The sequence below is a fragment of the Agromyces luteolus genome (genome assembly GCF_009729855.1).
GTDB lineage: Bacteria > Actinomycetota > Actinomycetes > Actinomycetales > Microbacteriaceae > Agromyces > Agromyces luteolus.
In genome coordinates this window covers 57516-80766 of sequence record NZ_WODA01000007.1, presented here as the reverse complement: position 1 = coordinate 80766, position 23251 = coordinate 57516, and the positions used below count along the sequence as shown (strand labels likewise).

Sequence of the window (23251 nt, the reverse complement as noted above, 5' to 3'; positions counted from 1 at the left end):
GGAGCGCCTCCCCCGGCGCTCGTGGCGGCCACACTACCCCCGGCGGCGACCCGCCGACAGGGCGCGAGGCATCCGCCCGCCTAGGGGGTGACGACCGTCGGCGCGCCGACCGGCGCGTCGGCGCCCATCTCGCCCGCGATGCGGTTGGCCTCGGCGATGAGCGTCTCGACGATCTCGGCCTCGGGGACGGTCTTGATGACCTCGCCCTTGACGAAGATCTGGCCCTTGCCGTTGCCGGAAGCCACACCGAGGTCGGCCTCGCGCGCCTCGCCGGGGCCGTTCACGACGCAGCCCATGACGGCGACGCGCAGCGGCACGCTCATGCCCTCGAGCCCGTCGGTGACGTCGTTCGCGAGCTTGTAGACATCCACCTGGGCGCGGCCGCACGACGGGCACGAGACGATCTCGAGCTTGCGCTCGCGGAGGTTCAGCGACTGCAGGATCTGCAGGCCGACCTTGACCTCCTCGACCGGCGGGGCCGACAGCGAGACGCGGATGGTGTCGCCGATGCCCTCGGACAACAGGATGCCGAACGCCGTCGCCGACTTGATCGTGCCCTGGAACGCGGGGCCGGCCTCGGTGACGCCCAGGTGGAGCGGCCAGTCCCCCTGCTCGGCGAGCAGGCGGTACGCCTTCACCATCACGATCGGGTCGTTGTGCTTGACCGAGATCTTGAAGTCGTGGAAGTCGTGCTCCTCGAAGAGGCTCGCCTCCCAGACCGCCGACTCGACGAGCGCCTCGGGCGTCGCCTTGCCGTACTTCTCGAGGAGGCGCGGGTCGAGCGAGCCCGCGTTCACGCCGATGCGGATGGAGACATCCGCCGCCTTCGCGCGACGCGCGATCTCGGCGACCTGATCGTCGAACTTGCGGATGTTGCCCGGGTTCACCCGCACGGCCGCGCAGCCCGCGTCGATCGCCGCGTAGACGTAGTTCGGCTGGAAGTGGATGTCGGCGATGACCGGTATCTGGCTCTTCTTCGCGATGATCGGCAGCGCCTCGGCGTCGTCGCGGCTCGGCACCGCGACACGCACGATGTCGCAGCCCGAGGCGGTGAGCTCGGCGATCTGCTGCAGGGTCGCGTTGATGTTCGGCGTGGGCGTCGTCGTCATCGACTGCACGCTGACCGGCGCGTCGCCGCCGACGAGCACCTTGCCGACCTTGATCTGACGCGACTTCCGACGCGGCGCGAGGACTTCGGGGACCTTCGGCATTCCGAGATTCACTGCAGGCACGACTCCGAGTCTACGGCCGGGCCGCTGGGCGGGGCCTCCATCGAACGGATGTCTCAGGCTGCGTCCCCGCCCTCCCCGAGGACCTGCGCGACGAGCTCGGCGACGAAGCGCTCGGGCTCCTCGAGGAGCGGCGAATGCCCGCTCGCCGCGAAGACCGCCTCGCGGCACGTTCCGCCCCGCTCGGCGTAGGCCTCGAGCACCGCGCGGGTCTGGGCGACCATCGGCTGGGCGGGCGCGACGTCCGCGCCGGGCCAGCCGGGGATCACGCCGAGCGCGCCGAGGTGGTTGAGGTCGAAGAGCGACGTGTCGGACACGATCACGTCGTTGGCGCCGCGGATCCACAGGATCGGCGGCTTGGCCTCCAGGTCGACGATGCCGCTCACGTCGAACACCGTCGGCGCCATGGTGTTGAGTACGCCGCGCGTACCCGGCGCGAAGCCCGGCCAGTTCTCCGACGGCTGCGCGTCGCCCGGGTAGTTGTCCTCGCCGATCGCGGTGGTCAGCATCGACTCGACCCAGCGGTCGTCGTGCTCGGAGGCGAACCCGGGCGTCACGTACGTGCCGAGGTACACCGAGCGCGGCGACGACGGTGCGTCGGCGGTCCGGTCGCCGCCCTGCAGCCGCGCGATGAAGTCGGGGTTCGCTCCCCCGCCGCCCGAGCCCGCCGCATCCGGCGTGAGCAGCCGGCCCTCGGCATCCGTCGCCCCGAAGCCGTACGGCGACACGGGGTTCACGAGCGTGACGGATGCCACGGGCAGCTCGTGCTCGATGAGCGCCTGCATCACGACCCCGCCGCCCATGCTCCAGCCGACGAGGTGCACCTCGTCGAGCCCGAGGGCGTCGACCACCGCCGCGACGTCCTCGGCGTAGTCGCCGAGGCCGCGGGTCGCGTCGACCGGGCGGACCTCGCTGCCGCCGAAGCCGCGCAGGTCGACGGCGAGCGCGCGGACGTCCGCCGGCAGGGCGAGCATCGTCGGCTGCCAGAACAGCGACGACGACACGTTGCCGTGCACGAACAGCACGGTCGCGCGCGGGTGCCCGGCGTCCGCGGCGGGACGCTCGAGCACCTGCGCGGTGTAGCGCGGCGTCGCGAGCTCGTGCGCGACGATGCCGGGGAGGATGTGGTCGACCATGACGGGGTCCTTTCGCGGAGGGGGTCTCGATACGGCCCTGGCGGGCCTACTCGACCGACGGGAGCGGTCGGCGGGCCTACTCGACCACCAGGGCGGCGACGCCGGAGGTGTCGAGTGGCGGTTCGGTGGCGGCGACGACCTCGTCGACGCTCACGCCGGGCGCGAGTTCGACGAGCTTCAGCCCGTCGGGGGTCACGTCGATGACGGCGAGGTCGGTGATGATCCGGTCGACGACGCCCTTGCCGGTCAGGGGCAGCGAGCACGAGTCGACGATCTTCGGCGATCCGTCCTTGGCGACGTGCTCCATCAGCACGATCCGCTTCCGCGCGCCGTGCACGAGGTCCATCGCCCCGCCCGGGCCCTTGACCATCTTCCCGGGGATCATCCAGTTCGCCAGGTCCCCGTCCTTCGACACCTGCATCGCACCGAGGATGGCCGCGTCGACCTTGCCGCCGCGGATCATGCCGAAGCTCGTCGCCGAGTCGAAGTACGCCGCACCGGGGAGCACCGTCACGGTCTCCTTGCCGGCGTTGATGAGGTCGGGATCGACCTGGTCCTCGGTCGGGTACGGGCCGACGCCGAGGATGCCGTTCTCCGACTGCAGCACCACGGTCACGCCGTCGGGCACGTAGTTCGGCACGAGCGTCGGCAGGCCGATGCCGAGGTTCACGTACGAGCCGTCGGCGAGCTCCTTCGCCGCGCGCGCGGCCATCTCGAGGCGGGTGAGCGCCATGGTCAGTTCCCCTCTGCTGTCTCGCCGGTCTGGCGCACGGTGCGGCGTTCGATCCGCTTCTCGACGTCGCGACCCACCTCGACGATGCGGTCGACGAAGATGCCGGGCAGGTGCACGGCGTCGGCGTCGATCTCGCCGGGCTCGACGAGCTCCTCCACCTCGGCGATGCAGATCCGGCCGGCCATCGCGCACAGCGGCGAGAAGTTCCGGGCCGACTTGTCGAAGACGAGGTTGCCGTGCCGGTCGCCCTTCAGCGCGTGCACGAGCGCGAAATCGGTCGTGATGGCCTCCTCGAGCACGAACTCGTGCTCCTCGCCGCGCATCGTGAACGTCTGCACGGGCTTCGCCCTCGACGCGATCGCGACCGACCCGTCGGCGGCGTACTTCTGCGGCAGGCCGCCCTCGGCGACCTGCGTGCCGACGCCGGTCTGCGTGAAGAACCCCGCGATGCCGGCACCGCCTGCACGCAGCTTCTCGGCGAGCGTGCCCTGCGGGGTCAGCTCCAGCTCGAGCTCGCCCGAGAGGTACTGCCGCTCGAACTCCTTGTTCTCGCCCACGTACGACGAGGTCATCTTCCGGATCAGGCCCGCACCGAGCAGCACCCCGAGCCCCCAGTCATCGACGCCGCAGTTGTTCGAGACGACCGACAGGCCGCCCACCTGGCGCTCCAGCAGCGCCTGGATCAGCACCATGGGGATCCCGCAGAGCCCGAACCCGCCCACGGCGAGCGACGCGCCGTCCGGGATGTCGGCCACCGCCTCCGCGGCCGATCCGACGGTCTTGTCCAATGTCATCGTGTGACCTCCTTGTCAGTGACGGCGTTCGCGTCAGCGATGTCCGACGGATGCCGCGGCATCGGCTTCGGCGAGCCTCGGCGCGACCACCGCGGCGACCTGCGCCGCACCGGCATCCGTCATGACGATCGTGTAGTGGTTGAGCCCCGCGACCTCGGTGACGCGGAGCGCCGGCATTCGTTCTGCGAACGCCGCCACCCGCTGGCGAGCGTACAGGGCTTCGGGCTGGTCGAGGAGTCCGCGCTCGGCGCGGAGGAAGTCGACCGGTGCCGGAAGCGCGAGGAGGTCGTCGACGTAGCCGTCGCCGCCGTCGAGCTCGAGCACGTTCTGGCCGACGGCAGCCGCGACCGACGACGAGCGGAGCTCGGGCGCCGTGCCCACGAGGTCGTAGGCGACGTAGTCGGCGACGCGCTCGTCCCACGCGGGACCGATGGCCGGATGGGCCTTCCAGAACTCGTCGTACGCGGCGCCGTCGGCGAAGCGCATCTCGAGCCGGGCGATCGCGGGCCCGAGCACGGCCGCGGCGACCTCCTCGGGCGGCAGGCCCTCCGGATGCGGGATGGGCAGCCCGCCGTCGACGAGCGCGACGCCCGCGACCCGGTCGGGGTGCGCGGCGGCGAGGCGCACCGTCACGAACGCGCCCATCGAGTGGCCGACGACGAACGCGCGGTCGATGCCGAGCGCGTCGAGCAGGCGCACCTGGTCGTCGGCGTGGTCGCGCAGCGACCACGGGCCCGGCAGGTCCGCGGACCGGCCACGGCCCCGGAGGTCGGGAGCGACGATCCGGCGACCGGGCAGCGCGTCGGCGACGTGGTGCCACGCCCGGTGGCTCGCGGTGATGCCGTGGACGGCGAGCACCGGCGTGCCCGCGGCATCCGCTCGCCACTGCCCGCCGGCGAGCTCGCCGCCGCGGACCGGTGCCGAGCAGGGCACCGGGACGGAGGACCCCGCGCCGGTCATCGGGCGCTCCATCCGCCGTCCATCGTGTAACTGGCCCCCGTGACCATGCGGGCGTCGTCGCTCGCCAGCCAGCCGACGAGGCTCGCCACCTCGGCGGGCTCGACGAGCCGCTTGATCGCGGACTCGGTCAGCATGACCTTCTCCACGACGTCCTCCTCGGGGATCCCGTGGACCTTCGCCTGGTCGGCGACCTGCTTCTCGACGAGGGGCGTGCGCACGTAGCCGGGGTTCACGCAGTTCGAGGTGACGCCGTGGGGGCCGCCCTCGAGCGCCGTGACCTTCGAGAGCCCCTCGAGCCCGTGCTTCGCGGCGACGTAGGCCGACTTGAACGGGGAGGCACGCAGCCCGTGCACGCTCGAGAGGTTGATCACGCGGCCCCAGCCGCGCTCGTACATGCCGGGAAGGGCGGCGCGGACGAGCAGGAACGGCGCCTCGAGCATGATCCGCAGGATCAGCGAGAACCGCTCGGGCTCGAACTGCTCGATCGGGCGCACGTGCTGGATGCCCGCGTTGTTGACCAGGATGTCGACGTCCAGGGCGAGGTCGGCGAGCGCCGCGGTGTCGCCCAGGTCGACCTGCCACGCCTCGCCCCCGATGCGCTCGGCCACGGCAGCGGCCGCCTCGCCGTCGAGGTCGGCGATCGTCACGTGCGCACCCGCCTCGGCGAACGCCTCCGCGCATGCCAGGCCGATCCCGCTCGCTCCTCCGGTGACGATCGCGCGCCGTCCGGCCAGCGCGGTCGATCCCGACAGTCCGGTCATGAGTCCTCCCCTTCGCTGCGGCGGTCGCCCCTCCCGAGGGCGCCGCCGATGAATCGCATCATCTCGTCGAGCACGTGCTCGGGGACCGCGTCGGTGCCCGACGCCGTCGGGTCGGCGTCGTCGCCGGCCCCGCCCGCGCCGTTGCCCCAGAGCACCCAGCGCATGCCGATCATCTCGCCGATGCCCATGAGCGCCCACGCGGCCACGGTCGGGTCGATGTCCGAGATCTCGCCGCCCTGCTGCGCCTGCCGCAGCCCGTCGATGTAGCCCTCGACGATGCGCGTGTAGTGCAGGCGCAGCGCTCCGGGCGAGACGAACTCCGCCTCGCGGACCACCCGGTACAGCGCCGGATGCTCGGCCGTGAACCGGAAGAAGGCGGCGAAGCCCTCGCGCTCGGCCTCGAGGCGGGTGGTCGCGCCGCGCGCGCCCTCGCTCATCGCCTGGCGCACGCGGTGGTTCAGGTCCTCCACGAGCTCGTCGAACACGTCGAGCTTCGAGTCGAAGTACAGGTAGAACGTGCCCTGCCCGACGCCCGCGCGCTCGGTGATGCGCGAGACGGACGACTCGGTGTACCCGTGCTCGGCGAAGACGTGCTCGGCCGCCTCGAGGATCCGACGCCGCGTCTGCTCGCCGCGCGCGGTGCGCGGTGCGGCGCTCACGCGTCCACCCCCTCGGCGGCGTCGGCCTCGGCCGCCCGGAGGCGCGCCGCTCGCTCGGCGAGCACGCGCCGGAGCGTCTTCGCCGCCGTCGAGCGCGGGATCTCGTCGATGAAGCGGATGTCGCGCGGGACCTTGTAGCCCGCGAGCGACGCCCTGGCGAACTCGGCGAGCTCGTCGGCATCCGTGATCGCACCCGGCCGGAGCACGACCCAGGCCGAGCCGACCTCGCCCCACCGCTCGTCGGGCACGCCGACGACCGCGACGTCGGCGACCGCCGGGTGCGCGATGAGCACCGACTCGACCTCGGCGGGCGAGACGCCCTCGCCGCCCGAGATGTACACGTCGGTCAGCCGGTCGACGATCGTGAAGTAGCCGTCCTCGTCGCGGCGCACGAGGTCGCCGGTGTGCAGCCGGCCGTCGCGGAGGGCCGCGGCCGTGGCATCCGGGTCGCGGAAGTAGCCGGCGAACACGCCCGGCCCCGAGACCAGCAGTTCGCCCTCGGCGGCACCCTCCAGGAGCTCGCCGGTCGCCGGATCGGCGACCTCGACGTCGACGTGGGCGTACGGCAGGCCCGCCGACCCGACGCGCTCGCGCGCCTCGCGGTCGGGCAGGCACAGCACGTTCGGGGACGCCTCGGTGAGGCCGTAGCCCTGCGCGAGGGCGACGCCCCGGGCGTGCCAGGTGCGCAGGAGCGCGGGCGGCATCGGCGCGCCGCCGACGACGGCGTGGCCGAGGCGCGAGAGGTCGGTGTGCGCGAAGTCGGGATGCTGCGCGAGGAACAGGTAGTTCGCCGGCACGCCCATCATGGTCGTGATGGCGCGCTCGGCGAGGAGTCGCAGCACGCGGCCCGGGTCGAACGTCCGCTCGAGCACGACGGTGGCGCCGGACCACCAGGCGAGCAGCGGCTGGATGTTCCATCCGCCGACGTGGAACTGGGGCATGACGGCGAGCACGACGTCGTGCTCGCCGATCGCGATGGTCTTCGAGAGCGACAGGTTCGTCCAGAAGCAGTTCGCATGCGTGAGCATCGCGCCCTTGGGGCGGGACGTGGTGCCCGAGGTGAACACGATGAGCAGCGTGTCGTCGTCGCGCACGTCGGTCCGAGTGGCCGGCGCCTCGCCGCGAGCGCCGGGGTGCGGCACCCGCTGCTCCACGCCGTGGGCGCCGAGCGCCGCGACCGGGATCCGCCGCGCGACCAGGCCGAGCGTCGCCCGCGAGAGCGTCTGGAACTCGTCCTCGACGAGGAGGAGCACCGGGTCGGCGATCTCGAGCTGCTCGGACAGCTCGCGCGGCGACAGCCGCCACGACAGCGGCACGAGCACGAGCCCCGCCTTCGCGCACGCGAAGAACAGCACGACGTGGTCGGCGCTGTTGCCCGTGATCGTCGCGACGCGGTCGCCGATCGCGTAGCCCGCGGCGCGGAACGCGGCGGCCAGCCGATCGGCGCGCTCGTCGAGCTCGCGGTAGGTGATCGCGACCCCGCGGTCGTCGATCGCGATCGCGTCAGGCGCCGTCCGGGCCCGGTCGGAGGTCCAGCGGCCCAGCGTGCAGGCTCCCTCAGGCATCGACCGCCTCCTCCGGCTCGACCGGGTGCTGCTTCCGGCCGGTGGCGATGCGGGCGGGCAGCCCGGCGATGCCCCCCGGGAGGAACAGCACCACGAGGACGAACAGCGTCCCCAGGATGAAGAGCGGCTCGGACAGCGGGACCCGGAGGATGTCGGGCAGGGCGGCGATCGCGTCCGACCCGGCGAGCGCCGTGAGGCGCTGGTCGAGCAGCGTGTAGACGATACCGCCCACCATCGCGCCCCATCGAGCGCCCGCGCCGCCGAGCACGACGATCACGAGGAGCGTCAGGGTGAAGTCGGCCGTCGCGATGCGCGGTGCCGCGCCGGACTGCAGGAGGAGGTAGCCCATGCCCGCGACCGAGGCGAGCACCGAGGCCGCGATGAACACCAGCAGCTTCACGTTGTAGGGCCGGATGCCGATGACGCGCACGCGCAGCTCGTTCTCGCGGATCGCCTCGGCGACATGGCCGGCGCGGCTCTTCTCGACCCACAGCACGATGAGGTACACGAGGACCAGGATGCCGAGCGCGAGCCAGTAGAGGTTGCGCGTGTCGACCACGCCGACGAACTCCGGCGGGACGTGCGCGGTGTCGAGGGCGAGGCCCTCGTCGCCGCCGGTCGCGCTGCCCGGGTTCCGGCGGATCAGCACCGACCCGGCCTGCGCGAACGCGAGCGTCACCATCGCGAACGAGATCCCCGTGACCCGGAGGGCGAGCGCCCCGACGGTCGCGGCGAGCACGAAGCCGAGCACCAGCGTAGCGGCGATCGCGACGGTGAAGACCAGCGCGCTCGGCCATTCCGCCGGTCCGAACGCCTCGAGCGTCATCGCGAGCCCGTAGGCGCCCGCGGCGAAGAACAGCGCGTGGCCGAACGAGAGGAGGCCGGCGAGGCCGAACATGATGCGGTAGGTGAGCGCGAGCGCGGCGATCAGCAGCGCGAACGCGAGCAGCTGCAGCGTGCCCGGCGTGTAGGTCGGCCCGGGCAGGACGCCCGGGATGTCGATCGCGAGCAGCGGCAGTATCGCGAGCGCCACGACGAGCAGGACGCCGCCGATGACGAGGCGGAGCGACTTGGCGGTCATGAGACGGTTCATGCGGCCTTCCCCATGAGTCCACGCGGGCGGATGAGCAGGACGGCGGCGAGGAGCACGACGACCACGAGGTCGCCGGTGCCGCCGAGGTAGAAGTTCGCGAACTGCTGCAGCACCGCCACGAGCACCGAGGCGATCGCGGCGCCCGTGAGCGAGCCGAGGCCGCCGATGACGGTCACGATGAACGCGAAGATGAGCAGCACCGACCCGAGGTGCGCCGAGACGTACCCGTAGTAGACGGATGCCAGGACTCCGCCGAGCCCGGCGGCGGCGCCGCCGATCGCGAAGACGAGCGTGAACGAGCGGCGCACGTCGATGCCGAGCGCGGTGACCATGTGCCGGTTCTCGACGCCGGCGCGGATGATGAGGCCGTACCGGGTCCTCTTCAGGAAGAGCACGATTCCGCCGAGCACGAGTACCGCGCAGGCGATGAGCAGGAACCGGTCGTTCGGGATCCGCGCCCCGAGGAGGTCGGTGGTCTGCGTGAGCCACGCCGGCCGGTCGGTGTAGATCGGGTCGGTGCCCCAGATGCCCTCGAACAGGGCGACCGCGGCGAGCGAGATGCCGACCGTGACGAGCGCCTGCTCGATGTGCCGCTCGTAGAGGCGGCGGATGATGAGCACCTCGGTGAGCACCGCGACCGTCGCCCCCACCAGGATGCCGACGAGCGCGGAGATCGCGAGCCCGGTCCAGGTGCCGTCGGAGATCCGGCGGCCGGCCTCCCAGCCGAGGAAGGCGGCGATCGTGAGGAACGCGCCGTGCGCGAAGTTCAGCACGCCCATGAGGCCGTAGATGAGCGAGAGCCCGCTCGCGACCAGGAAGTAGAGGGCGCCGAGGCCGAGGCCCGTGACGACCAGCAGGATCAGGGTGTCCATCAGGCGGCCTCCCGTTCGTCGTGCACGCCGAGGAATCGCTGGACGCGGTCGTGGTCGTCGAGGAGTTCCTCGGCCGAGCCGGTGAACACGACGCGGCCGCTGCTCAGCACGACCACGCGCTCGGCGAGCCGGCGGACGACGAGCAGGTTCTGCTCGACGAGGAGGATGGGGGCGGTGCGCGCGGCCTCCGCGAGCGCGTCGGCGACCTCGTCGACGATGCGCGGCGCGAGTCCCTTGGTCGGCTCGTCGACGAGCAGCAGCCGGTTCTCGTTGACCAGCGCGCGAGCGAGCGAGACCATCTGCTGCTGCCCGCCGGAGAGCGTGCCGGCGCGCTGCTCTCGCCGGGCCTCGAGGTCGGGGAAGAGGGATGCCACGAGCTCGCGCCGCGGCGACCGGTCGCGCTCGGCGAGCCGCAGGTTCTCGGCCACGGTGAGCGAGCCGAAGACCTCGCGGTCCTCGGGCACGTAGGCCACGCCGCGCTGCACGATGCGGTGCGTGGGCATCCGGTCGATGCGCTCGCCCGCGAGCCGCACCTCGCCGGTGCGGTCGATGAGGCCGAGGATCGACTTGATCGTCGAGGTCTTGCCGACGCCGTTCCGGCCGAGGAGCGCGGTGACGCCGGTCGCGGGGACGTCGAACGAGACGTCCTCGACGACCTGCTGCCCGGCGATCCGGCCGTACAGGTTGCGGACGCTCAGGATGGGTTCGCCGGCGACGGGCCCGCTCATGCGGCGGTCCCGAGGTAGGCGGACTGGACGGTGGGGTTCGCCATGACGGCCTCCGGGGAGTCGACGGCGAGCAGTTCGCCGTGGTGCATGACGGCGACCCGGTCGGCGAGACCGAGGACGACGTCCATGTGGTGCTCGACCATGAGCACGGTGCGCCCGCCGCGATGGAGCCCGCGGATGACCTCGGTGAGCGCGGGGACGTCGGCCGAGCCGACGCCCGCCATGGGCTCGTCGAGGAGGATCACGCGGGGCTCCATCGCGATGAGCATCGCGATCTCGACCTTCCGCTTCTCGCCGTGCGAGAGCCCCGAGGCTCCGGCACCGGCCCGTTGCGCCATGCCGACCTCCTCGAGGGCGGCGAGGGCTCGCCGGGTCGCGGCATCCGTGCGCCGCGGGGTGCGGAACACGGATGCCGCGCGGCCCTCGCGCGCCTGGGCGGCGAGCCGCACGTTCTCGAGCACGTCGAGCGCCGGGAAGAGGCTCGACGTCTGGAACGTGCGGCCGAGGCCGGCCGCGGCGCGGCGGTGCACGGGCTGGGCGGTCACGTCGGCGCCCGCGAGGCGCACGGCGCCCTCGGTGGGCCGGAGGACGCCGGAGACGATGTTGAAGAGCGTCGTCTTGCCGGCGCCGTTCGGGCCGATGACGCCGAGCATCTCGCCCTCGGGCACGGTGAGCGAGACGTCCTTGAGGAGGAGCGCCCCGCCGATGCGCAGGGTGACGTGCTCGAGTTCGAGCGCCGAGTGGTCGGTCATGATCGCGTGTGCGTTCCGTTCCTGGTCGGTTCGGGTCGGATGGTCGGGGTCAGCCGGCGACCGGCGGCGCCACGGTCTCGGCGTCGACGGTCTCGATGAGCTCGGGGGCCCATCCGTCGGCGCCCTCGACGAGCTTGACCTGGTACATCGGCTGGATGAGCGCGTGGTCCTCGGCGCGGACGGTGATCTCGCCCTTGACCGACTCGAAGGTCCAGCCCTCGAGCGCGTCGATCATCGCGTCGACGTCGTCGCCGCCCTCGCGGACGGCCTGCACGATCATCTGGGCGGCCACGAAGCCGTCGACCGAGAAGAGGTCGGGCACCGCTCCGGCCTCCTCGAGGCGGGTGATCATCTCCTCCTCGATGTCGGTGCCCGCGGCGCCGCCGAAGTAGTGGTTGAGGAACGAGATGTCCGCCGACGCGTCGCCGTAGGCCTGGTAGGTCGCGACGTCGCCGAGGCCGGTCACGACCGGGGCGGCGTCGAAGACGCCCTGCTGCTGCAGCGCGGTCCACATGGCGCCCGAGGAGGCGCCGGCCCACGCGACGAAGATCAGGTCGGGCTGCGCGTCGACGAGCTGCTGGGCGAACGGGGTGAACTCGGTCGCGTCCTCGGCGACGAGCACGCCCTGGACCTCGGCGCCCTGGCCGCCGAGCACGGCCTCGACGCCGGCGAGGTTGCCCTGGCCGAACGCGGTGTCCTGCGCGAAGACGACGACCTTCTTGCCGTCCGGGTCGCCGATGAAGGTTCCCGCAGTGGCGACGTCCTGGTAGGTCTGGCGGCCCGAGCGGAAGGTGTAGCCGTTCACGCCCGTGATGGCGTCGGCGGCCGCGGGGCCGGAGATGTAGAGGATCTCGTTCTGCTCGGCCTGCTCCGCGAGCGAGGTCGCGATGCCCGAGACGACCGTGCCGGCGAGCACCTTGGTGCCCTGGCCGATGAGGTCCTTCGCCTTGGCGACCGCGGTGTCGGGGTTGCCCTGGTCGTCCTCCCACGTGATGTCGAGCTCCTGGCCGTCGACCTCGCCCGTGCCGTCGGTGGCGTAGTCGAGGCCGGCCTCGAAGCCGGCGGTGTAGGCCTCGCCGTACGCGGCGAGCGGTCCGGTCTGGGACGTGATCATGCCGATCGCGACGGGAGCGGCGTCCGCCCCGTCGGCGTCGCCTCCTCCGGAGGCGGTCGGTGCGCAACCGGCCAGGGTGAGCGCCGCGACGGCGACGAGCGCCGGCGCGAGGTACTTCGGTGTAACTCGCATGCTGTGAGCCTCTCTGGGTGACGACGATGTCCTGAAACCTGACAGGTGGTTCAGGTCTCAGGAACGTACACTAGAGTCGATCGCGCACGACGCGCAACCCGGATCGGTGCGCCCACCCCGTGCACCCCCATCGAGACGAAGGAGTCCCACCGTCATGAGCTTCCCCGACGTCGTCATCGTCGCCGGCGCCCGCACGCCGTTCGGCCGCATCGCCGGCAACCTCGGCAGTCGAACCGCCGTCGAGCTCGGCACCGTCGCCATCCGCGGCGCCCTCGAGAAGGCCGGGGTCTCCCCCGACGACGTCGACGCCGTGATCATGGGCCAGGTGCTGCAGGCCGGCGCCGGGCAGAACCCCGCCAAGCAGTCGGCGGTCGCCGCCGGCATCCCGTGGCGCGTCCCCGCGATCACGCTCAACAAGGTCTGCCTGTCGGGCCTCGTGGCGATCGCCGACGCGGCGCGCCTGATCCGTCTGGGCGAAGCCGAGGTCGTCGTCGCCGGCGGCCAGGAGTCCATGACCAACGCGCCGCACGTCCTGCCCGGAAGCCGCAAGGGACACCTCTACGGCAGCGTCGAACTGCTCGACGTCACCGCGCACGACGGGCTCACCGACGCGTTCGACCACGAGTCGATGGGCGCGTCGACCGAGCGATTCAACGAGCGGTACGGCCTCGGCCGGCCCGAGCAGGACGAGATCGCGGCGGCCTCGCACGTGCGCGCCGGGAATGCGCAGGCCGAGGGCCTGTTCGACGACGAGATCGTCCCCGTCGAGATCCCGCAGCGCAAGGGCGACCCCGTCGTCGTCGCGACCGACGAGGGCGTGCGCCCCGACTCGACGCCCGAGACCCTCGCGAAGCTCCGTCCGGCCTTCGCCGAGGGCGGCGCGATCACCGCGGGCAACTCCTCGCCGATCTCCGACGGCGCCGCGGCCGTCGTCGTCGCGAGCCGTGCCTGGGCCGAGGAGCGCGGCCTGCCGTGGCTCGCGCTGGTCGGGGCATCCGGCCAGGTCGCCGGTCCCGACAACTCGCTGCACTCGCAGCCCTCGAACGCGATCGCCGCGGCCCTCGACCGCGAGGGCTGGACGGCGGGAGACCTCGACGTCGTCGAGATCAACGAGGCGTTCGCGGCGGTGTCGCTGCAGTCGATGAAGGACCTCTCGCTCGACCCCGAGAAGGTCAACATCCACGGCGGCGCGATCGCGCTCGGCCACCCCATCGGCGCCTCCGGCGCCCGCCTCGCGCTGCACGCCGCCCGAGAGCTCGCGCAGCGAGGCGGCGGCAAGGCGGCCGTGGCGCTGTGCGGCGGCGGCGGCCAGGGCGAGGCCCTGCTGCTCTCGCGCTGACCCGACGACGACGGGCCCGTGCTGCGGCGGCCCGTGCTGTGGTGGAATTGGCCCCACGGCACGGGCCCGTCCACGAGGAGGCGCAGATGAGCGACGCGACGACGGATGCCGCCGGGCGCGAAGCGCACCGACCGACGCGCCTCGACCATCGCCTGCGCCGCATGACCGGCCGCGACCCGGACGAGCCGCACCGCTCGGCCACGCCGCTCGAGCTCTTCTTCGACCTCGTCTTCGTCGCCGCCTTCAGTGCGGCCGGGAGCCAGACCGCGCACCTGCTCGAGCTCGGCCACTTCGCGGCGGCCACCGCGGGCTTCGTGTTCGCGATCTTCGCGATCGCGTGGGCGTGGATCAACTTCACGTGGCTCGCGTCGGCCTACGACAACGACGACGTCTTCTTCCGCGTCGCGACGATGGTCGTGATGATCGGCGTCATCGTGCTCGCGCTCGGGCTGCCCGAGGCGTTCCACTCGATCGACGAGGGCGGCGAACTCGAGAACGGCGTCGTCGTGATCGGCTACGTGATCATGCGCGTCGCCGTCGTCGCGCTCTGGATCCGGGCCGCCCGGCACGATCCGCCGCGCCGCCGCGCCGCCCTCGCCTACGTCGTCCTCGTCTCGACCGCGCAGGTCGGCTGGATCCTGCTGCTCGTCGCGAATCCCCCGCTATCGACCGTGTTCATCGCCTGGATCGCGCTCGTCCTCTACGAGATGGCGGGCCCGATCATCGCCGAACGGGTCGGCGGCCGAACGCCGTGGCATCCGCACCACGTCGCCGAGCGGTACGGCCTGCTCGTCATCATCACGCTCGGCGAGATCGTGCTCGGCACCATCCTCGCCATCAGCGCCGTCGTCGAGGAGCAGGGATGGGACGTCGAAGCGGTGCTCGTCACCATCGGCGGCACCATGCTCGCGTTCGGGCTCTGGTGGGTGTACTTCGTCATGCCGTCGGGAGCCGTGCTCGCGCGGCACCGCGAGCGCGGGTTCGTCTGGGGCTACGGGCACCTGGCGATCTTCGGCTCGCTCGCCGCGACCGGCGCGGGCCTGCACGTCGCCGCGTACGTCATCGAGGGCACCGCGCACATCGACGACACGACCGCGCTGCTCACCGTCGTGGTCCCGGTGGGCGTGTTCTCCACCGCCCTCTTCACGATCTACTCGGCGCTGCTCCGCGAGTTCGACCCGTTCCACATCCTGCTCTACGTCGGCAGCATCCTACCGCTCGTCGCCGCGGTCATGGCGGTCGCGGCGGGCGCGAGCATGGGCATCGGCATCGTGATCACGTCGCTCTCGCCCCTCGTCGTGATCATCGGCTACGAGACCATCGGGCACCGGCACCAGGCCGCGGCGCTCGAGCGCTCGCTGCGGTGACGACGCGCGCGGACCTCGGTCGCCTCAGAGCACGCTGATGGGCTTGACGATGTCGGCGTAGATGAGCAGCGCGCTCATGCCCCCGAGCACGATCACCATCGCGAACGTGAGCGGCATCAGCTTCGCGAGGTCGACGGGGCCCGGATCGGGCCGGCTCCGGAGCTTGGCCCAGCCACGACGGATGGCCTCCCACAGCGCACCGGCGATGTGCCCGCCGTCGAGCGGCAGCAGCGGGATGAGGTTGAAGACGAACAGCGCGACGTTGAGCGAGGCGAGGATGCCGACGAGGCCCGCGGCACGCGAGGCGATCGGCACCTCGTCGAGGCTCGCGATCTCCCCGGCGACCCGGCCCACGCCGACGACCGAGATGGGGCCGTTCGGATCCCGCTCCTCCGGTCCGAACGCGGCGTTGGCGACATCCACCAGCCGCTGCGGGAGGTTCACGATGATGCCCGCGACGGCCTGCACGTTCTCGCCGACCATCGGCAGCACGGCCGTGGCGGGCTGGCGCACGGTCTCCGTCGCGGGACCGATGCCGACGAAGCCGACCTCGTCGGTGAGCGGCTCGCCGTCGGCTCCGGTCACGACCTGCCCGCGATCGTCGACGAGGTAGCGCTCGCTCAGCATCGGCGTGACGGCCAGCGTCACCTCCTCGCCGCCGCGCAGCACGACGACCGAGATCTCATCGCCCGGGTGCTCCCGGATGATCGCCGTGGACTCGGTCCAGGACTCGATGGGCTCGCCCTCGATCGCCACGATCGTGTCGCCGGGCTGGATGCCCGCCTCGGCGCCGGGGGCGGCGGGGTCGCCCGCCTCGCACGTCTGGCGCTCGCTCGTCGCGGGCAGCGCGCACTCCGACACCGACCCGATCGTGGTCGAGGGCTGCGCGACGCCGAACCCCATGAGGAGCACGCCGAAGAGCACGACCGCGAGCACGAGGTTCATGAACGGCCCGCCGAACATGACGATGATCCGCTTCCAGACCGGCAGCCGGTAGAACGCGCGGTGCTCGTCGCCGGGAGTGATCGACTCGGCGCTCGAATCTCGCGCGTCCTGCACGAGCGTGCGGAAGAAGCCCGTGCTGTCCTCCTTGGCGTGGCCGTCCCTGCCGGGCGGGAACATCCCGATCATCGCGATGTAGCCGCCGAGCGGGATCGCCTTGACCCCGTACTCCGTCTCGCCCTTCCGGCGCGACCAGATCGTGGGGCCGAAGCCGACCATGTACTGCGTCACCTTGACGCCGAAGAGCTTGGCGGGCACGAGGTGCCCGATCTCGTGCAGGCCGATCGAGACGGCGAGGCCGACGACGATGATGGCGACGCCGATCACGAACAGGAGCACGGATTCCACCCCGTCATCGTAGGGGCCATCCCTTGGTGCGCGCTGTCCGCCGACTGTGAGCGGATGCCGCGGAGCGGCGTCCGCGCGGGCGGCCGGGCTACGCGCGCGCGATGCGGAGGTCGGCCGCGCGCCGCGCGGCCCGCTCCGCCTCGGCGAGCGAGTCGACCGTGAGCACGCCCGACGGCGATTCGTGCGCGTCGACGACCGCCTTCACGGTGTCGACGATCTCGGTGAACCCGATGCGGCCCGCGTGGAACGCCGCGACGGCCTGCTCGTTCGCGGCGTTGAACACGGCGGGGTACTCGCCGCCGGCCCGGCCCACCTGCTTGGCGAGCCTCACCGCCGGGAAGGCGCTCTCGTCGAGCGGTTCGAAGCTCCACTGCTGCGCGCTCGTCCAGTCGAGCGGCTTCCCGGCCGCGGCGACGCGGTTCGGCCAGTCGAGGCCGAGCGAGATGGGGAGGCGCATGTCGGGCGGCGACGCCTGCGCGATCGTCGAGCCGTCGACGAACTCGACCATGGAGTGCACGATCGACTGCGGGTGCACGACGACGTCGATGCGGTCGTAGTCGACGGCGAAGAGCAGGTGCGCCTCGATGACCTCGAGGCCCTTGTTCACGAGGGTCGCGGAGTTCGTGGTGACCACGAGCCCCATGTCCCAGGTGGGGTGCGCGAGGGCCTCCGCCGGCGTGACGTCGGCGAGCTCCTCGCGACGCCGGCCGCGGAACGGCCCGCCCGACGCGGTGAGCACGAGCCGGCGGACCTCGTCGTGCGTGCCGGAGCGCAGCGCCTGCGCGATGGCCGAATGCTCGGAGTCCACCGGCACGATCTGCCCCGGTGCGGCGAGCCGCGTCACCAGGTCGCCGCCGACGATGAGCGACTCCTTGTTCGCGAGCGCCAGGGTCATGCCGCGCTCGAGCGTGGCGAGCGTCGGCCCGAGCCCGACCGAGCCCGTGATGCCGTTCAGCACGACGTCGGCGTCGACGCTCCGCACGAGCTGCACGGCCTCGTCGATGCCGACCGCGGTGTGCTCGACGCCGAACTCCTCCGCCTGCCGCTCGAGTTCGGCGCGGTTCGACCCGACGGCGAGGCCGACCACGTCGAAGCGGCGCGGGTTCGCACGGATGACGTCGAGCGCCTGCGTGCCGATGGAACCGGTGGACCCGAGGATGATGACGCTGCGCACACGGACACTCTAGGCCGCGCGCCCTGAGCGGCGGGGCAGCAGGGCGACGGATGCCGCGAGGCGGCCCGGCACGGCGACGTCCACGATGCGCACGTCCTCCCAGCCCGACCCGAGCTCGGGCACGCTCCGCACGATGCGCGCGTCGCCGTGGTCGTCGCCGGGGAGCGACAGGGCGATCCGCGAGGGCTCGAGGACCTCGAGGTGTCCGACGGCCCGGAGCAGCGCCGACTTGCGCGCCCACAGCTGCGCCCGCACGAGCGCACGCGCCGACGGGTCCACCTCGTCGAGGCGGGCCCGCTCCATCGGGTGCAGTGCCGCGGCGTCGAGGGCGGGTGCGGGCTCCGGCGTCGCGGCTTCCACGCCGACCCCGAGCGGATGCCTCGTGCCGGCCGCCGCGACGACCACGCCGGCCCCAGTGGCCGCGTCCGCGAACCACGGACCGCCCGAGGCGGTCGTCGGGTACCGCACGACGGGGCTGCCGTGCCGAACGCCGCACACGGGGCATGCGTGCACCAGCTCGACGTCGTCGGCCGGCACGCCCGACGAGCCGGCGAGGTGCGCGCGCAGCACCGACTCGACCCCGGCGCCGCGGCGGGCGCCTCCCGCGACCATCACGCGCACGCCGGTGTCGTCGATCTCGACGACGTCGGCGGATGCGATGTCCATGCGCCCATGATCTCGCACTCGGTGGCATCCGCCGACGGCTCGGTGATATTCCGGGGCCCGCATACGCCCTGACGTAGCGTCGGAGGGTGAGTGAGATCGAGGCCGACGCCGTCCCCGCCCCGCCGTCGAAGCCCGGCCCGGTGTACGGGCTCGTCCGCGGCGTCCTCCGCCCGCTCGTGCGCATGATCTACCGGCCGATGATCACCGGCGCCGAGCACGTGCCGCCGACCGGCCCCGTGATCCTCGCCTCGAACCACCTGTCGTTCGTCGACAGCATCGTCATCCCGCTCGCCGCTCCGCGCCCGGTGCAGTTCCTCGCGAAGTCGCACTACTTCACCGGCACCGGATTCCGGGGGTGGTTGTCGCGCACGTTCTTCACGGCCATCGGCGCGGTGAGCGTCGAACGCGGCGCCGGCGCCCAGGCGCAGGCGGCGCTCGACCAGGGCCGCCGGATCCTCGACTCGGGCAGCGCGTTCGCGCTCTACCCCGAGGGCACGCGGTCCCTCGACGGCCGCCTCTACCGCGGCCGCACCGGCATCGCGTGGCTCGCCCTGACGACCGGCGCGGTCGTCGTGCCGGTGGGCCTCGTCGGCACGCAGGAGATCCAGCCCGTCGGTTCGTCGCTGCCGCGCGTGCGCCCGGTCACCGTGCGGTTCGGCGAGCCGCTCGACCTCGGCCGGCACGGCGCGGCGACGTCGGGTCGCGCTCGGCGCGCCGCGACCGACGAGATCATGGCGGCGATCCACGCCCTCACGGGGCAGGAACTCGCGAACGCCTACAACGAGGCCCCGCCGCAGGGCACGCTCGCGAAGATCGCCGACCGCGTCGCCCCGCGCGAACGCGTGTAGCCGGCCCACGGGAATCGGTGGACGTTCCCAGCGACCGGGCGGCCGGCACGGGTATCGTCGGCCGGATGAGGACGAGCTCCCGCGCGTGGATCGCCGCGATCGCGGCATCCGCTGCCCTGCTGCTGGCCGGGTGCGTGGCGGACACCGGGATCGAGCGCGACCCGACCTCCGCCGACCGGCGGATCCCCTCGACCGATCGGTTCGATCCGGGGTTCATCGTGAGCGACGACTCCTTCTACGACTCGGCTGCGATGACCGTGCGCGACGTCCAGGCCTTCCTCGAGTCGCGCGACTGCCGGCCCGTCGACGACGTGCCGTGCCTCGCGGAGTACACCGAGGACGTCGAGGCCGTGCCCGCCGCCGGGCCGCGGCACTGCACCGCCGTCGCGGGCGGCGAGGCCGTGCCCGCGAGTCGGATCATCGGCGAGGCCGCCGCCGCCTGCGGCGTGAGCCCGCGGACCCTCCTCGTGCTCCTCCAGAAGGAGCAGTCGCTGCTCACGCGGCCGAGCGCGCGCGGCTACGAGCGCGCGACCGGCTACGGCTGCCCCGACACCGCCGACTGCGACGCCCGGTACTTCGGCTTCTTCAACCAGGTCTACCGGGCCGCGTGGCAGTTCCGGCAGTACACGGTCGAACCCGTCCGGACCTTCCGGATCGGATCCGTCGACGTCGGCTTCCACCCGGATGCCGCGTGCGGCGCCTCCACGGTCCGCATCCGCAACCAGGCCACGGCGAACCTCTACAACTACACGCCGTACCAGCCGAACGACGCCGTCCTGGCCGACCCGACGGCCGGGGACGACTGCTCGGCGTACGGCAACCTGAACTTCTGGCGCATCTGGAACCGGTGGTTCGGCGACCCCCACGACGAACGGCTCCCCCCGTACTTCCCGCCGTGCTCGCGACTCGTCGGCGGGTACCCGTGCCCGGCGCCCGCGCCGCCCGGGTCGGCGCTCGCGCCCACCCAGTCGCTCCCCTGACCGGCGCCGTTCGACCGCCTCGCGCGGGTCGCCGGCGTCAGCCGCCTCGGACGAGCGTCGCCGGCTCGTGCCGGACGGGGAAGGCGACGGATGCCGCGATGAAGCACTTCTCGGACGCCTCGTGGTGCAGCGACTCGGCGAGCTCGCGCATCGACGGATCGGCGACCGTGACGCGCGGGCGCAGGACCGCCTCCTCGAGCCGCCCGCCGCCGCGCCCGTCCTCGCGCATGGTCGCGGTCGCGGCATCCTCGTACCCGACGACCACGACCCCGTGGTTCACGGCGACGTGCAGGTACGACAGCATGTGGCACTGGCTGAGCGCGGCGAGCACGAGCTCCTCCGGATTCCAGCGGTCGCGATCGCCGTGGAAGGCCCGGTCGCTCGAGCCCGCGATCTCGTGGAGCTTGCCGGTGGCGCGCACGACGTGCTGCCGGCCGTACGACCGGTACGAGCTCGTTCCCTCGCCGCGGTCGCCCTGCCATTCGAGTTCGATCGCGTAGTGGTGCTCCCCGAGCATGTCGCTCCCTCCCGTGCGGCGTGAGCGGAACGCTCCACCGTCGTCGATCCTGCACCCGGCCGCCGACCTCGCGCGGCGGCCCCGGGGTTAAGCTGGTCCGATCATGACTGACACCTGGATCCCCGTCGAATCCGTGCCCGCCGAATCGGTCGAATCGGCCGCCGTGCCGCAGCAGCGACGGATCGTCACCGCCGTCCCCGGCCCCCGCTCGCAGGAGCTCCAGGCGCGCCGCACCGCCGTCGTCTCCGCGGGCGTCTCGAGCGTGCTCCCCGTCTACATCGAGCGAGCGCACGGTGCCGTCCTCGAAGACGTCGACGGCAACCGGTTCCTCGACTTCGGCGCCGGCATCGGCGTGACCACGGTCGGCCACACGCCCGCCCGCGTCGTCGAGGCCGCCACCGCGCAGTCGCGCGACGTGCTGCACACGCTCTTCACCATCACGCCGTACGAGGAGTACGTCCGCGTGGCCGAGCTGCTCGCCGCGCACACGCCCGGCGACTTCGCCAAGAAGTCCGTGCTCGTGAACTCCGGTGCCGAGGCGGTCGAGAACGGGGTGAAGATCGCGCGCAAGCACACCGGTCGGCGCGCGGTCGCCGTGCTCGACCACGCGTACCACGGCCGCACGAACCTCACGATGGCCATGAACCACAAGGCCATGCCGTACGGCACCGGGTTCGGCCCGTTCGCGGGCGACGTGTACCACGCCCCGAGCTCCTACCCCTACCGCGACGGCCTGTCCGGCGCGGAGGCGGCGGCCCGCACGATCGGCTACCTCGACAAGGTCGTGGGCGCGTCCGACCTCGCGTGCCTCGTGGTCGAGCCCATCCAGGGCGAGGGCGGCTTCATGGTCTACGCCGACGGCTACCTCCCGGCGCTGCAGGAGTGGTGCACCGCGAACGGCGTCGTCATGATCGCCGACGAGATCCAGTCCGGGATGGCGCGCACCGGCGCGTACTACGCGTCCGAGCACTTCGGCTGGACCCCCGACCTCGTCCTGACCGCGAAGGGCATCGCGGCCGGCTTCCCGCTGGCCGCCGTCACCGGGCGGGCCGAGATCATGGACGCCTCGCACCCCGGCGGCCTGGGCGGCACGTTCGGCGGGAACCCCGTCGCGTGCGCGGCCGCGATCGCGGTCTTCGACACCATCGAGGAGGAGGGCCTCCTCGCCGAGGCGCGCCGCATCGAGGCGACCCTCACCGCCGGACTCGAGCGCCTGCGCGAGAGGTACGACGTCATCGGCGACATCCGCGGCCGCGGCGCGATGATCGCGATCGAGCTCGTCGAGTCCGGGACCGCGGAGATCGCGAAGACCCCGAACGCGGCGGCCGTGTCGGCGATCGTCGCCTACGCCGCGCAGCAGGGCGTCCTGTTCCTGAGCGCCGGCACGTGGGGCAACGTGCTGCGGTTCCTCCCGAGCCTGCGGATGACCGACGAGCTCATCGAGGATGCGCTCGGCGTGCTCGACGACGCCTTCGCGTCCCTCGCCTGACCCGTGGGCGAGACCTTCGCGGCCTCGGCCGCCGCACAGCTGGCCGTCGTCGAACGCGGCGGCTTCGTGGAGTCGCGCCACGTCGGCTCCGCCGTCGTCCTCGGGCCCGACGGCGAGGTCGTGCGCGAGCTCGGCGACTCGACCGCTCCGGTCCTCCCCCGCTCCAGCATGAAGCCGTTCCAGGCGCTCGCCGTGATGACCTCGGGCGTGACGCTCCGCGGTGAGGACGCCGCGATCGCGACGGCGAGCCACAGCGGGACCCAGCAGCACGTCGCACTCGTGCGCGGGCTGCTCGCGCGCGTCGGGCTGCCCGCTTCGGCACTGCGCTGCCCGCCCGAGTTCCCGACCGATCGCGCGTCCCGCGACGAGCTCGTCCGCGGCGGCATGCGCCCCGAGTCCATCACGATGAACTGCTCGGGCAAGCACGCGGCGATGCTCCTCGCGTGCCACGCGAACGGCTGGCCGATCGAGGACTACCTCGACCTCGACCATCCGCTGCAGAAGCGCATCCTCGACGTGTTCGAGCGCCTCACCGGCGAGCGGCCGGCGGCGACCGTCATCGACGGCTGCGGCGCACCGGTCCACGCGGTCGGTCTCACCGCGCTCGCACGCGGCGTCCAGAAGATCGCCTCGTCGTCGACCTCGTCGCCCTTCGCGCTCTTCCGGGAGGGCGCCGCGCTCGCCGAGGGCGTGCGCGCGAACGGCTGGGCCGTCGCCGGACCCGGACGACCCGACTCCGTCGCGATCGATCGGCTCGGCGTGTTCTCGAAGTTCGGGGCCGAGGGCGTCCAGGTCATGACCGCCGCCGACGGCACCACGGTCGCGCTCAAGATGCTCGACGGCTCGCCGAGGGCCTCCGCGATCGTCGCCGCACGGCTCCTCGTCGGCGCCGGCGCGCTCGAGGCATCCGCCGTCGACGCGCTCGAACCCGAGCTCGGCCTCGACGTGCTCGGCGGCGGACGCGTCGTCGGCCGCATCCGCGCCACCGTCTGA

The 23251-nt window shown here is 72.6% G+C and carries 23 protein-coding genes; 6 read left to right on the top strand and 17 right to left on the bottom strand.

The genetic code is table 11. The features are described from left to right. Positions 1 to 80: 80 nt before the first annotated feature. From ispG to GLX25_RS05145, 13 genes are all read right to left on the bottom strand, one after another. The gene (ispG, locus tag GLX25_RS05205) at positions 81 to 1211 is read right to left on the bottom strand and encodes a flavodoxin-dependent (E)-4-hydroxy-3-methylbut-2-enyl-diphosphate synthase (protein ID WP_155841367.1); all 1131 of its coding nucleotides are present in this window, start codon (positions 1209 to 1211) and stop codon (positions 81 to 83) included. Between the two features lie 74 nt (positions 1212 to 1285). Then, positions 1286 to 2365 carry an alpha/beta fold hydrolase gene (locus GLX25_RS05200; RefSeq protein ID WP_155841254.1) on the bottom strand — a complete coding sequence of 360 codons (1080 nt, stop codon included), beginning with the start codon at positions 2363 to 2365 and terminating at the stop codon, positions 1286 to 1288. A 76-nt stretch (positions 2366 to 2441) separates the two neighbouring features. Next, positions 2442 to 3098: a CoA transferase subunit B gene (locus GLX25_RS05195; RefSeq protein ID WP_205719832.1), complete on the bottom strand. Its 657-nt coding sequence runs from the start codon at positions 3096 to 3098 to the stop codon at positions 2442 to 2444. Between the two features lie 2 nt (positions 3099 to 3100). Next, on the bottom strand, positions 3101 to 3892 hold the full coding sequence (locus GLX25_RS05190) for a CoA transferase subunit A (protein ID WP_155841253.1): 792 nt from the start codon (positions 3890 to 3892) through the stop codon (positions 3101 to 3103). A gap of 33 nt (positions 3893 to 3925) precedes the next feature. After that, positions 3926 to 4852, bottom strand: coding sequence for an alpha/beta hydrolase (locus tag GLX25_RS05185; protein ID WP_240898166.1), 927 nt, complete (start codon positions 4850 to 4852; stop codon positions 3926 to 3928). Then, a complete protein-coding gene (locus GLX25_RS05180) occupies positions 4849 to 5613 on the bottom strand; it encodes a 3-hydroxybutyrate dehydrogenase (protein ID WP_155841251.1) in 765 nt (254 codons plus the stop codon). Before GLX25_RS05180 ends, GLX25_RS05185 begins: the two co-directional genes overlap by 4 nt. Next, entirely contained in the window at positions 5610 to 6272 is a 663-nt protein-coding gene (locus GLX25_RS05175) for a TetR/AcrR family transcriptional regulator (protein ID WP_166548466.1), read from the bottom strand. The genes GLX25_RS05180 and GLX25_RS05175 overlap by 4 nt, the downstream gene beginning before the upstream one ends. Then, positions 6269 to 7837: an AMP-binding protein gene (locus GLX25_RS05170; RefSeq protein WP_155841250.1), complete on the bottom strand. Its 1569-nt coding sequence runs from the start codon at positions 7835 to 7837 to the stop codon at positions 6269 to 6271. The genes GLX25_RS05175 and GLX25_RS05170 overlap by 4 nt, the downstream gene beginning before the upstream one ends. Next, positions 7830 to 8930, bottom strand: a complete 1101-nt coding sequence (locus GLX25_RS05165) for a branched-chain amino acid ABC transporter permease (protein WP_155841249.1) — start codon at positions 8928 to 8930, stop codon at positions 7830 to 7832. The genes GLX25_RS05170 and GLX25_RS05165 overlap by 8 nt, the downstream gene beginning before the upstream one ends. Continuing rightward, positions 8927 to 9802: a branched-chain amino acid ABC transporter permease gene (locus tag GLX25_RS05160; RefSeq protein WP_155841248.1), complete on the bottom strand. Its 876-nt coding sequence runs from the start codon at positions 9800 to 9802 to the stop codon at positions 8927 to 8929. Before GLX25_RS05160 ends, GLX25_RS05165 begins: the two co-directional genes overlap by 4 nt. Beyond that, positions 9802 to 10530 carry an ABC transporter ATP-binding protein gene (locus GLX25_RS05155; RefSeq protein ID WP_155841247.1) on the bottom strand — a complete coding sequence of 243 codons (729 nt, stop codon included), beginning with the start codon at positions 10528 to 10530 and terminating at the stop codon, positions 9802 to 9804. Before GLX25_RS05155 ends, GLX25_RS05160 begins: the two co-directional genes overlap by 1 nt. Next, complete coding sequence (locus GLX25_RS05150) at positions 10527 to 11282, bottom strand: ABC transporter ATP-binding protein (RefSeq protein WP_155841246.1); 756 nt, start codon at positions 11280 to 11282, stop codon at positions 10527 to 10529. The genes GLX25_RS05155 and GLX25_RS05150 overlap by 4 nt, the downstream gene beginning before the upstream one ends. 49 nt (positions 11283 to 11331) lie before the next feature. Beyond that, positions 11332 to 12528: a substrate-binding domain-containing protein gene (locus tag GLX25_RS05145; RefSeq protein WP_155841245.1), complete on the bottom strand. Its 1197-nt coding sequence runs from the start codon at positions 12526 to 12528 to the stop codon at positions 11332 to 11334. 154 nt (positions 12529 to 12682) lie between these two features. Here GLX25_RS05145 and GLX25_RS05140 point away from each other — a divergent pair, with 154 nt between their 5' ends. Both GLX25_RS05140 and GLX25_RS05135 read left to right on the top strand, forming a co-directional pair. Next, positions 12683 to 13867 (top strand): acetyl-CoA C-acetyltransferase, encoded by a 1185-nt coding sequence (locus tag GLX25_RS05140; protein ID WP_155841244.1) that lies wholly within the window; start codon positions 12683 to 12685, stop codon positions 13865 to 13867. Between the two features lie 86 nt (positions 13868 to 13953). Beyond that, on the top strand, positions 13954 to 15234 hold the full coding sequence (locus tag GLX25_RS05135; protein ID WP_240898165.1) for a low temperature requirement protein A: 1281 nt from the start codon (positions 13954 to 13956) through the stop codon (positions 15232 to 15234). 24 nt (positions 15235 to 15258) lie between these two features. On the opposite strand, the gene GLX25_RS05130 is transcribed toward GLX25_RS05135, so the two are convergent. The 3 genes from GLX25_RS05130 to GLX25_RS05120 all read right to left on the bottom strand — a co-directional run bounded on the left by GLX25_RS05130 (position 15259) and on the right by GLX25_RS05120 (position 18424). Next, complete coding sequence (locus GLX25_RS05130; protein ID WP_166548465.1) at positions 15259 to 16584, bottom strand: M50 family metallopeptidase; 1326 nt, start codon at positions 16582 to 16584, stop codon at positions 15259 to 15261. A gap of 88 nt (positions 16585 to 16672) precedes the next feature. After that, a complete protein-coding gene (dxr, locus tag GLX25_RS05125; RefSeq protein WP_166548464.1) occupies positions 16673 to 17758 on the bottom strand; it encodes a 1-deoxy-D-xylulose-5-phosphate reductoisomerase in 1086 nt (361 codons plus the stop codon). 9 nt (positions 17759 to 17767) lie between these two features. Next, positions 17768 to 18424, bottom strand: coding sequence for a 4'-phosphopantetheinyl transferase family protein (locus GLX25_RS05120; protein ID WP_155841243.1), 657 nt, complete (start codon positions 18422 to 18424; stop codon positions 17768 to 17770). An 86-nt stretch (positions 18425 to 18510) separates the two neighbouring features. Between GLX25_RS05120 and GLX25_RS05115 the strand changes: the two genes are divergently transcribed. Together GLX25_RS05115 and GLX25_RS05110 are read left to right on the top strand one after the other, a co-directional pair. Continuing rightward, positions 18511 to 19272 (top strand): lysophospholipid acyltransferase family protein, encoded by a 762-nt coding sequence (locus GLX25_RS05115; RefSeq protein ID WP_420837639.1) that lies wholly within the window; start codon positions 18511 to 18513, stop codon positions 19270 to 19272. Positions 19273 to 19337: 65 nt separating this feature from the next. After that, the gene (locus tag GLX25_RS05110) at positions 19338 to 20252 is read left to right on the top strand and encodes a hypothetical protein (RefSeq protein ID WP_155841242.1); all 915 of its coding nucleotides are present in this window, start codon (positions 19338 to 19340) and stop codon (positions 20250 to 20252) included. 37 nt (positions 20253 to 20289) lie between these two features. Here GLX25_RS05110 and GLX25_RS05105 read toward each other — a convergent pair whose 3' ends face one another. Continuing rightward, positions 20290 to 20769, bottom strand: a complete 480-nt coding sequence (locus tag GLX25_RS05105; protein WP_155841241.1) for an OsmC family protein — start codon at positions 20767 to 20769, stop codon at positions 20290 to 20292. A 103-nt stretch (positions 20770 to 20872) separates the two neighbouring features. Between GLX25_RS05105 and gabT the strand changes: the two genes are divergently transcribed. Next, positions 20873 to 22258, top strand: coding sequence for a 4-aminobutyrate--2-oxoglutarate transaminase (gabT, locus tag GLX25_RS05100; protein WP_155841240.1), 1386 nt, complete (start codon positions 20873 to 20875; stop codon positions 22256 to 22258). A gap of 3 nt (positions 22259 to 22261) precedes the next feature. Continuing rightward, a complete protein-coding gene (locus GLX25_RS05095; RefSeq protein ID WP_166548463.1) occupies positions 22262 to 23251 on the top strand; it encodes an asparaginase in 990 nt (329 codons plus the stop codon).